We start from the raw sequence: 10,962 nt of genomic DNA, 5'->3' as shown, positions 1-10,962 counted from the left end.
TGTCTTTTTTTCTTACAACTTCCCCTATATCCTCCCCGCCGCAAGCTGAATCGCTTCACCTGACACCTTTCGCAGCCATTCCCTTTTCGAAAACCCGCGCTTCGTCGCGCTTGCCGTTTCTTCAATAATCAAAAGATAGCGCTATCTCATGTTCCAACTGCCCAAGACCCGTTACTCCAGCCTCGCCCTGGCCACCCTGCTCGGCGGCCTCTCCCCCACCACCGGCGCCAACGAGATGTTCGCCAAGGATTCCCCCTGGATGCTCGGCGACTGGGGCGGCACCCGCAGCGAGCTGCTGGAGAAAGGCTACGACTTCACCCTCGGCTACACCGGCGAGATGGGCAGCAACCTGCACGGCGGCTACAGCCATGACCGTGCGGCGCGCTACAGCGACCAGTTCACCTTCGGCGTGAACATGGACCTGCAAAAGATCCTCGGCTGGCAGGACACCGAGTTCCAGCTGACCGTCACCGAGCGCCATGGCGACAACATCAGCAACGACCGCATCAACGACCCGCGCGTTGGCGGCTTCACCTCGGCCCAGGAAGTCTGGGGCCGTGGCGAGACCTGGCGCCTGACCCAGATGTGGATCAAGCAGAAGTACTTCGACGGCGCGCTGGATGTGAAATTTGGCCGCTTCGGCGAAGGCGAGGACTTCAACAGCTTCCCCTGCGACTTCCAGAACCTGGCGTTCTGCGGCTCGCAGGTGGGCAACTGGGTCGGTGGCATCTGGTACAACTGGCCGGTCAGCCAGTGGGCCCTGCGCGTGCGCTACAACCTGAACGACGAGCTCTACGCCCAGGTCGGCGTGTACGAGCAGAACCCCTCCAACCTCGAGAGCAACAACGGCTTCAAGCTCAGCGGCAGCGGCACCCAAGGCGCGGTAATGCCGGTGGAACTGGTGTGGAGCCCGCGCCTCAACGGCCTGAAAGGGGAATATCGCGCCGGCTACTACTACAGTAATGCCAAGGCACAGGATGTACTCAAGGACAGCAACGGCACGCCGGCCGCCATCAGCGGCGCCGCCTACCGCAGCAGCTCGAGCAAGCACGGCCTGTGGCTGGGCGCCCAGCAGCAGGTGACCTCGCTGGCCACAGACCAGTCCCGCGGCCTGAGCCTGTTCGCCAACGCCACGGTGCACGACAAGAAGACCAATGCCATCGACAACTATGTTCAGGCAGGTGTGGTTTACAAAGGGCCGTTCGATGCCCGCGCCAAGGACGACATCGGTTTCGCCCTGGCCCGCGTGCACGTCAACCCCGGCTACCGCAAGAACGCCCGCCTCATCAACCAGGCCAACGGCCTGGACGACTACGACAACCCCGGCTTCCTGCCCGTGCAGGACACCGAGTACAGCGCCGAACTCTACTACGGCATCCACCTGGCCGACTGGCTCACGGTGCGCCCGAACCTGCAGTACATCCGCCACCCGGGCGGCGTGTCGCACGTCGACGACGCGCTGATCGGTGGCTTGAAGATCCAGAGCACTTTCTAACCCGACCCTTCCATACTACGGAGAACATACGATGAGCACTGACGGTGCCAAGAATGGAACCCGCTGGCTACCACGCCTGATGGGCGTGCTGCTGTTGCTGATGGGCCTGGCCCTGCTGGCCGGCGGCATCAAGCTGAGCCAGCTGGGTGGTTCGCTTTACTACCTGATCGCCGGGATCGGCTTCGCCCTGTCCGGCATCCTGCTGCTGGCCAAGCGCCGCATCGCCTTGGGCCTGTACGGCCTGGTGCTGTTGGGCAGCACCGTGTGGGCGCTGTGGGAAGTCGGCCTGGACTGGTGGCAACTGGTGCCGCGCCTGGCCATCTGGTTCGCCATCGGCGTGGTCCTGCTGCTGCCGTGGGCCCGTCGCCCGCTGCAAGGCCCGGCGTCGAAGCTCAACACCGCCCTGCTCAGCGTGGCCGTGGTGGCCTCCGGCGCAACCGCGGTCGCCAGCCAGTTCACCCACCCGGGCGAAATCCGTGGCGCGTTCACCCGCGATGACAGCGAAATGGGCAGCGCCGCGCCGGCCATGCCGGACGGTGAATGGCAGGCCTATGGCCGCACCGAGCACGGTGACCGCTTCTCGCCGCTGCGCCAGATCACCCCGCAGAATGCCTACCGCCTGGAAGAAGCCTGGCGCATCCGCACCGGCGACCTGCCGACCGAAAACGACCCGGTGGAGCTGACCAACCAGAACACCCCGCTGAAGGTCAACGGCATGCTCTATGCCTGCACCGCCCACAGCCGGCTGCTGGCCCTGGACCCGGACACCGGCGCCGAGATCTGGCGCTACGACCCGCAGGTCAAGAGCCCGACCGGCACCTTCAAGGGCTTCGCCCACATGACCTGCCGCGGCGTCTCGTACTACGACGAGAACAGCTACGTCAGCCGTGACGGCAGCCCGGCACCGAAGGTATCCGACGCCGGCCAGGCCGTGGCCCAGGCCTGCCCGCGCCGCCTCTACCTGCCCACCGCCGACGCCCGCCTGATCGCCATCAACGCCGACACCGGCAAGGTCTGCGAAGGCTTCGCCAACCAGGGCGTCATCGACCTGACCCGCGGCATCGGCCCGTTCACCGCCGGCGGCTACTACTCCACCTCGCCGGCCGCGATCACCCGCAGCCTGGTGATCATCGGTGGCCACGTCACCGACAACGAGTCGACCAACGAGCCGTCCGGCGTGATCCGCGCCTACGACGTGCACGACGGCCACCTGGTGTGGAACTGGGACAGCAACAACCCGGACGACACCAAGCCTCTGGCCGACGGCAAGCTGTACAGCCGCAACTCGGCCAACATGTGGTCGATCGCCAGCGTCGATGAAGACCTCGGCATGATCTACCTGCCCCTGGGCAACCAGACCCCCGACCAGTGGGGCGCCGACCGCACCCCGGGCGCCGAGAAGTACAGCGCCGGCATCGTCGCCCTGGACCTGGCCACCGGCAAGGCGCGCTGGAACTACCAGTTCACCCACCACGACCTGTGGGACATGGACGTCGGCAGCCAGCCCACCTTGGTGCACCTGAAGACCGATGACGGCGTCAAGCCGGCGGTCATCGTGCCGACCAAGCAAGGCAGCCTGTACGTGCTCGACCGCCGCGACGGCACCCCGATCGTGCCGATCCGCGAGATCCCGGTACCGCAAGGCGCCGTGAAAGGCGACCACACCGCGCCAACTCAAGCCCGTTCCGACCTCAACCTGCTCGGCCCGGAACTGACCGAACAGGCCATGTGGGGCGCCACGCCGTTCGACCAGATGCTCTGCCGCATCCAGTTCCGCGGCCTGCGCTACGAAGGCCAGTACACCCCGCCTTCCGAGCAGGGCAGCCTGGTCTACCCGGGCAACGTCGGCGTGTTCAACTGGGGCAGCGTGTCGGTCGACCCGGTGCGCCAGCTGCTGTTCACCTCGCCGAACTACATGGCCTTCGTGTCGAAGATGATCCCTCGCGAGCAGGTGGCTGAAGGCAGCAAGCGCGAAAGCGAGACCAGCGGCGTGCAACCGAATGCTGGCGCGCCTTACGCAGTCACCATGCACCCGTTCATGTCGCCGATCGGCATCCCATGCCAGGCGCCGGCCTGGGGCTATGTGGCGGCCATCGACCTGTTCACCAACAAGGTGGTGTGGAAGCACAAGAACGGTACCACCCGTGACAGCACCCCAGTGCCGATCGGCATGCCGGTGGGCGTACCCAGCATGGGCGGTTCGATCGTCACCGCCGGTGGCGTCGGCTTCCTCAGCGGCACCCTGGACCAGTACCTGCGCGCCTATGACGTGAAAAACGGCCAGGAGCTGTGGAAAGGCCGCCTGCCGGCAGGCGGACAGGCCACGCCGATGACCTACACCGGCAAGGACGGCAAGCAGTACGTGCTGGTGACCGCTGGCGGCCACGGCTCGCTGGGCACCCGCATGGGCGACTACATCATCGCCTACAAGCTGGCTGAATAAGCCCGCCTGAGCGGTGGTGCCCGCACCACCGCATCACGCAACGAGGCCGCTGCCATTCTCTGGCAGCGGCCTCGTTGCGTTTCGGGCCAGCACATCGATCAGCCGCGCGACTCGACTCCCAGCTCGTCCCATACCGATTCCGCCAGGTGGAACGTGGCATTGGCTGCGGGAATCCCGCAGTAGATCGCGCTCTGCATGATCACTTCCTTGATCTCTTCCCGCGTCACGCCATTGTTGGCGGCTGCGCGCAGGTGCAGCTTGAGTTCGTCGTTGCGGTTCATGCCGATCAGCATGGCGATGGTGATCAGGCTGCGGGTATGCCGGGGCAACCCGGGGCGGGTCCAGATATCGCCCCAGGCATGGCGGGTGATCATTTCCTGGAACTCGCCGTTGAAGTCGTTGAGCTTCTCCAGGCTGCGGTCGACATGGGCATCGCCCAGCACCGCTCGGCGCACCTTCATGCCTGCTTCGTAGCGTTGTTTCTCGTCCACGGTCGGCTCCTCAGCGGCTCAGCAGGAAGTCGAGCACGCGGTGGCTGAACGGCGCGCCAGTCTCGACGTTGGACAGATGCGCCGCCGGGAACTCGACGTATTCGGCACCAAGGATACCGGCCTGCATGAAACGACCATGTTCAGGGGTGGTGACCGCATCGGCGGTGCCGGCGACGATCAAGGTCGGCACCTGGATATGGTTGAGCTGGTCACGCAGGTCGGCATCGCGCACCGCGCCACAGTTGGCCGCGTAGCCTGCAGGCGAAGTCTGCGCCAGCATCTGGCAGATGCGCTGGGCCTGGTCCGGCTCGGCCGCGGCGAAGGCCGGGGTGAACCAGCGGGCGATCGAGGCGTCGCGCAGGTCGCCCATGGCCTGCCGGCCGCCCTTGAGCACCGTGTCGATACGGGTGTTCCACACGTCGTCACTGCCAATCTTCGCCGCCGTGTTGCACAGGGTCAGGCTGAGCAGGCGATGGCCGGCGTTGATCGCCAGCCACTGGCCGATCAGGCCGCCCATGGACAGGCCGACGAAATGGGCTTTCTCGATATCCAGGGCATCGAGCAGGGCCAGTACATCGCCGCCCAGTTGTTCGATGGTGTATGGGCCATCGGTCACCAAAGACTCGCCGTGCCCCCGGGTGTCGTAGCGCAGCACGCGAAAATGCTCGCGCCACACCGGGACCTGCGCATCCCACATATGCAGGTCGGTGCCCAGCGAGTTGGACAGCACCAGCACCGGGGCATCGGCCGGGCCGTCGAGTAGGTAATGCAGTTCGCCATCGGCCAGTTGCACGTGCGCCACAGCGGTCTCCTTTCAGGCGGTGAAACGTTGATGTTCGGCCACGGCGCGCGCCACCCAGACGCGGGCCTGGCCAAGGTAATGGGCCGGGTCGAGCAAGCGGTCGAGCTCATCGGCGGACAGCTCGGCGCTGACCTGCGGCTCGTCGCCGAGCACGGCACGCAAGTGACGCTGCTCGGCGACCGCACGCTGGCAGCACTGCTCCAGCAGGTGATGGGCACGCTCGCGCCCCAGGCGCTGGGCCAGGACAATACTGACCGCTTCGGCCAGCACCAGGCCCTGGGTGAGGTCAAGGTTGCGGCGCATGCGCGCAGCATCCATCTCCATGCCTTCGGCGATCACCTGGGCCTGGCGCAGCGCGCCGGACACCAGGCAACAGATCTCCGGCAAGGTCTCCCACTCGGCGTGCCACAGGCCCAGGCTGCGCTCATGCTCCTGTGGCATGGCGGCGAACAGCGTCGAGACCAGGCCTGGCACACGGGTGGCGGCGCCGATCAGCACCGCCGCGCCCACCGGGTTGCGCTTGTGCGGCATGGTCGAGGAACCGCCCTTGCCCGGCGCGGAAGGTTCAAACAACTCGCCCACCTCGGTCTGCATCAACAGGCTGACATCGCGGCCGAACTTGCCCAGGCTGCCGGCGATCAAGCCCAGCACCGAGGCAAACTCCACCAGGCGGTCGCGCTGGGTGTGCCACGGTTGCTCAGGCACGGTCAGCTTGAGCTGTTCGGCCAGCGCCTCGGTCACCGGCAGGGCCTTGCTGCCCAATGCCGCCAGGCTGCCGGAGGCACCGCCGAACTGCAGCACCAGCAGACGCGGGCGCAGCTCCTTGAGGCGTTGGCGATGGCGGGTCAACGCGCCGAGCACACCAGCCAGTTTCATGCCCAGCGTCACCGGTGTGGCGTGCTGCAACCAGGTCCGCCCCACCAACGGCGTGTCGGCATGCTGCAATGCCTGACGGGCCAGGGTGTCGGCCAACTTGGCGAGGTCGCTTTCAATCAGCGCCAGCGCATCGCGCAGCTGCAAAACCAGACCGCTGTCCATCGCATCCTGGCTGGTGGCGCCCAGGTGCACGTAGCGCTCAGCCTCGGGCACGCCGCTGGCGACCACCTTGCCCAGCGCCTTGACCAGCGGGATCGCCGAATTGCCGGCGATGGCGATGGCCTGCGCCAGGGCCTGCACATCGTAGCGCTCGGCCTTGCACGCCGCCTCGATGGCCATCACCGCCGTGTGCGGCACCAACCCGGCGGCGGCCTCGGCGCGGGCCAGCGCGGCCTCGAAGTCGAGCATGCCTTGCAGCCGGCCACGATCGGAAAAGACCTCGCGCATGGCCGGCGCGGTGAAGTAGGCATCGAACAGCTGATTGCTCATGCAATGTCCTTAGTGATCATGGTGCAGGTACGCCGCCTGCTTCGGCAGGCGCAGGCTGAACAGGAAGGCGATCGCCATCATGACGGTCACGTACCAGTAGAAGGTGTTCTCCATGCCCAAGTTTTTCAAATTCAGGGCCACATACTCGGCCGAGCCGCCGAACACCGCATTGGCCACCGCGTAGGCCAGGCCGACACCCAGGGCGCGCACCTGCGGCGGGAACATCTCGGCCTTCACCAGGCCACTGATGGAGGTGTAGAAACTGACGATGCACAGCGCCAGGGTCACCAGCACGAAGGCCATGAACGGGCTGGTGACGGTCTTCAGCGCCATCAACAGCGGCACGGTGAAAATCGTCCCCAGCGCGCCGAACAGCAGCATCGAGTTGCGTCGGCCGATACGGTCCGAGAGCATGCCGAACACCGGCTGCAGGATCATGAACAGGAACAGCGCGCCGGTCATCACGAAGCTGGCGCTCTTGGCGTTCATCCCGGCCGTGTTGACCAGGTACTTCTGCATGTAGGTGGTGAAGGTGTAGAAGATCAGCGAACCGCCGGCGGTGTAACCGAGCACCGTGATGAAGGCGGCGGTGTGGTGTCGGAACAGGCCGCCGATGGTCCCGGCTTCCTTGTCCTGACGGTTCTCGGCGCTGCTGGTCTCTTTCAACGAGCGACGCAGCATCAGCGAGATCAGCGCGGCGATGGCACCGACCACGAAGGGGATGCGCCAGCCGTAGGCACGCAGCTCTTCCTCGGTGAGCAACTGCTGCAGGATCACCACCACCAGCACCGCCAGCAACTGGCCGCCGATCAGGGTGACGTACTGGAACGAGGCGAAGAAACCGCGCTGGCCACGCAGGGCCACTTCGCTCATGTAGGTGGCGGTGGTGCCGTACTCGCCGCCCACCGACAGGCCCTGGATCAACCGCGCCAGCAGCAGCAGGGCCGGCGCCCAGGCACCAATGCTGGCGTAGGTGGGCAGGCAGGCGATGATCAGCGAGCCGAAGCACATCATCAGCACCGAGGTCATCAGCGAATTCTTGCGCCCGTGGCGGTCGGCCAGGCGGCCGAAGATCCAGCCGCCGATGGGGCGCATCAGGAAGCCGGCGGCGAATACTCCGGCAGTGTTGAGCAATTGCACGGTGGGGTTGTCGGAGGGGAAGAAGGCCGGGGCGAAATAGATTGCGCAGAAGGCGTAGACATAGAAGTCGAACCATTCCACCAGGTTGCCCGACGAGGCGCCGACGATGGCGAAGATGCGTTTGCTGCGTTCTTCACCGGTGTAGTAGCTGGAAGTCATGGTGTTTTTCACTCCTGGGGGGTCACTGCAAAGTCTAGACATACCCAGTAACAATCTCGTTCCCCTTCAAGACCTCGATCCCTGTGTAGGAGCGGCCTTGAGCCGCGAAAGGGCTGCAAGGCAGCCCCGGCAATCTTGAAGGGTTTCAGATCCTGGGGCTGCTGCGCAGCCCTTTCGCGGCACAAGGCCGCTCCTACAGGGGACCGTGCCGTGTTCGGGATCAGACCCGCTCGATGGCCAGCGCCAACCCTTGGCCAACTCCCACGCACATGGTTGCCAGACCTTTGCGTCCACCACGCTTCTCCAACTGGTGCAACGCCGTCAGCACCAACCGTGCCCCGCTCATCCCCAGCGGATGCCCCAGGGCAATCGCGCCACCGTTGGGGTTCACCTGCGGCGCATCGTCCGCCACGCCCAACTCGCGCAGTACCGCCAAGCCCTGGCTGGCAAACGCTTCGTTCAACTCGATGACATCGAAATCCGTCACCGCCACGCCCAGGCGCTCGGTCAGTTTGCGTACCGCCGGCACCGGGCCGATACCCATCACCCGTGGCGCCACACCGGCGCTGGCCATGCCTAGCACCCGGGCGCGTGGGGTCAACCCATGTTTCTTCACGGCCTCGGCCGACGCGAGGATCAAGGCCGCCGCACCGTCGTTGACCCCCGAGGCATTGCCCGCAGTGACAGTCTTGTTCGGGCCATTCACCGGTCTGAGCGCGTTCAACGCCTCCAGGGTGGTGTCCGGCCGCAGGTGCTCGTCACGTTCGACCAGAAATTCGCCTTTCTTGTGGGCAATGCGCACCGGCACGATTTCCTCGGCAAAGAACCCCGCAGCCTGCGCGGCGGCTGCCTTCTGCTGGCTGCGCAAGGCAAAGGCGTCCTGATCCGCACGCGAGACCTGGTAGTCGTCGGCAACGTTGTCGGCGGTTTCGGGCATCGAGTCCACGCCGTACTGGACTTTCATCAACGGATTGATGAAACGCCAACCGATCGTGGTGTCCTCCAGCTTCATGTTGCGCGAATAGCCGCTCTCGGCCTTGCCCATGACGAACGGCGCACGGGACATCGACTCGACGCCGCCTGCGATAGCCAGCTCCATCTCACCGCTGGCGATGGCGCGGAATGCAGTGCCAATGGCATCCATGCCCGAAGCGCACAGACGGTTGAGGGTCACGCCTGGAATGTTTTCCGGCAGGCCCGCCAACAGCAGCGCCATGCGCGCAACGTTGCGGTTGTCCTCACCGGCCTGGTTGGCGCAGCCAAAGAACACTTCGTCGAGCTGGTCCCACTGCACGCCCGGGTTGCGCTCGATCAGCGCCTTGAGCGGCACCGCCGCCAGGTCGTCGGCACGCACGCCGGCCAGGGCACCGCCGAAGCGGCCGATGGGGGTGCGGATGGCGTCGCAGATGTATACATCACGCATCAGGCTTCTCCTGCCGTCTGGCCATGGGCGGCGGCGGTGCGGGCTTCGAGGTCGCGCAGGGCGGACAATTCGACTTCACTCGGCGCGGCGGTTTCCTGCACATCGTCGGCGAAACGGATCGCCCAGCCGGTAGCGGCGATGATCTGCTCACGGGTCACCCCCGGATGGATTGCAGTGACCACGAACTCGTGGGTGCCCTCTTCCGGCTCCATGATGCACAGGTCGGTGATGATGCCGACCGGCCCCTCCCCTGGCAGGCCCAGGCGTTTGCGCGAATCGCCGCCTTCGCCATGGCCGACCGAGGTGATGAAATCGAGCTTGTCGACGAAGGCCCGTGGCGACTGCTTGAGGATGATCAGCACCTGCTTGGCGGAGCCGGCGATCTCCGGCGCGCCACCGGCACCCGGCAGGCGGGTCTTCGGCGCGTGATAGTCGCCCACCACGGTGGTGTTGATGTTGCCGAAGCGGTCGACCTGGGCGGCGCCGAGGAAACCGACATCGATACGCCCCCCCTGCAGCCAGTAGCGGAAAATCTCGCCGGTAGGCACCACGGTGTCGGCGGTCTCGGCCAGTTCGCCGTCACCGATCGACAGCGGCAACACGCTGGGCTTGGCACCGATCGGGCCGGATTCGTAGATCAGCACCACGTCGGGCGACGAGGTCAGGCGCGCCAGGTTGGCGGCCTTGGACGGCAGGCCGATACCGACGAAGCAGACGGCGCCGTTGCGCAGGCGGCGGGCAGCGGCGACGGTCATCATTTCGGAAGTGGAGTAGCTCATTGCGCGGCCTCCGCGGTGCTGGCCAGCTTGGCCTGGAATTCATTGAAGTCTGCGGTGCCGCGGATGTAGGTATCGATCCAGGCAGAGAACGACTCACGGTTGCGGGCGATCGGGTCCCAGGCCTGGTAGAAGCGGTTGTCACGCTCGTAGTAACCATGAGCGTAGGACGGATGGGCGCCGCCAGGCACCAGGCATACCGCGCTGAGCGCCCAGGTCGGCAGCACACAGGCGTTCATTGGCGCATTCAGGTCATCGACGATCTCTTCGACGGTGACGATGCAGCGCTTGGCCGCCAGAGCCGCTTCCTTCTGCACGCCAAGGATGCCCCACAGCAGCACATTGCCCTTGCGGTCGGCCTTCTGCGCATGAATCACGGTGACGTCCGGGCGCACCGAAGGCACGGCGGCGAGCACTTCGCCGGTGAACGGGCAGGTGACGCTCTTGATCAGCGGGTTGACCTTGGGCAGGTCGGAACCGGCGTAGGCACGCAGCACTGCGAACGGCAGCCCGGATGCACCGGCGACGTAGGCGTTGGCCAGGTCGGCGTGGCTGTGTTCCTCGATTTCGATCGCATGCGGCCACTGCTTCTCGACGGCATCGCGCAAGCGGTGCAGCGAACCGACGCCCGGGTTGCCGCCCCAGGAGAAGATCAGCTTGCGCGCACAGCCGGCACCGATCAACTGGTCGTAGATCAGGTCCGGAGTCATGCGCACCAGGGTCAGGTCGCGCTTGCCCTGGCGGATGATCTCGTGGCCCGCGGCGGTCGGGATCAGGTGGGTGAAGCCTTCGAGGGCGACGCTGTCGCCATCCTGGATGAACTGCTTCACGGCCTCGTGAAGCGAGAGGATTGCTGCCATTGGAGACT

At 65.7% G+C, this 10,962-nt stretch carries 9 protein-coding genes; 2 read left to right on the top strand and 7 right to left on the bottom strand.

Going from position 1 to position 10,962, the window contains the following annotated elements; translation table 11 throughout:
• Nucleotides 1–148 precede the first annotated feature (148 nt).
• A complete protein-coding gene (locus NGM28_RS21050; protein ID WP_252091297.1) occupies nt 149–1,495 on the top strand; it encodes a carbohydrate porin in 1,347 nt (448 codons plus the stop codon).
• A gap of 31 nt (nt 1,496–1,526) precedes the next feature.
• On the top strand, nt 1,527–3,938 hold the full coding sequence (locus NGM28_RS21045; protein WP_252091296.1) for a glucose/quinate/shikimate family membrane-bound PQQ-dependent dehydrogenase: 2,412 nt from the start codon (nt 1,527–1,529) through the stop codon (nt 3,936–3,938).
• Nucleotides 3,939–4,036: 98 nt separating this feature from the next.
• On the opposite strand, the gene pcaC is transcribed toward NGM28_RS21045, so the two are convergent.
• The 7 genes from pcaC to NGM28_RS21010 form a co-directional block, all read right to left on the bottom strand.
• Nucleotides 4,037–4,429: a 4-carboxymuconolactone decarboxylase gene (gene pcaC / locus NGM28_RS21040; protein ID WP_011532485.1), complete on the bottom strand. Its 393-nt coding sequence runs from the start codon at nt 4,427–4,429 to the stop codon at nt 4,037–4,039.
• 10 nt (nt 4,430–4,439) lie between these two features.
• Nucleotides 4,440–5,231, bottom strand: a complete 792-nt coding sequence (pcaD, locus tag NGM28_RS21035; RefSeq protein WP_252091295.1) for a 3-oxoadipate enol-lactonase — start codon at nt 5,229–5,231, stop codon at nt 4,440–4,442.
• A 12-nt stretch (nt 5,232–5,243) separates the two neighbouring features.
• Complete coding sequence (locus NGM28_RS21030; RefSeq protein ID WP_252091294.1) at nt 5,244–6,596, bottom strand: 3-carboxy-cis,cis-muconate cycloisomerase; 1,353 nt, start codon at nt 6,594–6,596, stop codon at nt 5,244–5,246.
• Nucleotides 6,597–6,605: 9 nt separating this feature from the next.
• On the bottom strand, nt 6,606–7,895 hold the full coding sequence (locus tag NGM28_RS21025; protein ID WP_252091293.1) for an MFS family transporter: 1,290 nt from the start codon (nt 7,893–7,895) through the stop codon (nt 6,606–6,608).
• A gap of 220 nt (nt 7,896–8,115) precedes the next feature.
• Complete coding sequence (pcaF, locus tag NGM28_RS21020; RefSeq protein WP_252091311.1) at nt 8,116–9,321, bottom strand: 3-oxoadipyl-CoA thiolase; 1,206 nt, start codon at nt 9,319–9,321, stop codon at nt 8,116–8,118.
• On the bottom strand, nt 9,318–10,097 hold the full coding sequence (locus NGM28_RS21015) for a CoA-transferase subunit beta (protein WP_252091292.1): 780 nt from the start codon (nt 10,095–10,097) through the stop codon (nt 9,318–9,320). Before NGM28_RS21015 ends, pcaF begins: the two co-directional genes overlap by 4 nt.
• Nucleotides 10,094–10,954 carry a CoA transferase subunit A gene (locus NGM28_RS21010; protein WP_240064679.1) on the bottom strand — a complete coding sequence of 287 codons (861 nt, stop codon included), beginning with the start codon at nt 10,952–10,954 and terminating at the stop codon, nt 10,094–10,096. Before NGM28_RS21010 ends, NGM28_RS21015 begins: the two co-directional genes overlap by 4 nt.
• Nucleotides 10,955–10,962: the final 8 nt, after the last annotated feature.

Origin of the sequence: Pseudomonas sp. MWU13-3659, from assembly GCF_023757525.1 — a bacterium.
Lineage (GTDB): Bacteria > Pseudomonadota > Gammaproteobacteria > Pseudomonadales > Pseudomonadaceae > Aquipseudomonas > Aquipseudomonas entomophila_E.
The sequence above is the reverse complement of the archived record's forward strand: the minus strand, read 5'-3'. Positions and strand labels throughout refer to the sequence as shown.

What these genes read in the sequence shown, in the direction of transcription:
- NGM28_RS21050 (WP_252091297.1), top strand. Translation starts at nt 149, where the DNA reads ATGTTCCAACTGCCCAAGACCCGTTACTCCAGCCTCGCCCTGGCCACC.
- NGM28_RS21045 (WP_252091296.1), top strand. Translation starts at nt 1,527, where the DNA reads ATGAGCACTGACGGTGCCAAGAATGGAACCCGCTGGCTACCACGCCTG.
- NGM28_RS21030 (WP_252091294.1), bottom strand. Translation starts at nt 6,596, where the DNA reads ATGAGCAATCAGCTGTTCGATGCCTACTTCACCGCGCCGGCCATGCGC.
- NGM28_RS21025 (WP_252091293.1), bottom strand. Translation starts at nt 7,895, where the DNA reads ATGACTTCCAGCTACTACACCGGTGAAGAACGCAGCAAACGCATCTTC.
- NGM28_RS21015 (WP_252091292.1), bottom strand. Translation starts at nt 10,097, where the DNA reads ATGAGCTACTCCACTTCCGAAATGATGACCGTCGCCGCTGCCCGCCGC.
- NGM28_RS21010 (WP_240064679.1), bottom strand. Translation starts at nt 10,954, where the DNA reads ATGGCAGCAATCCTCTCGCTTCACGAGGCCGTGAAGCAGTTCATCCAG.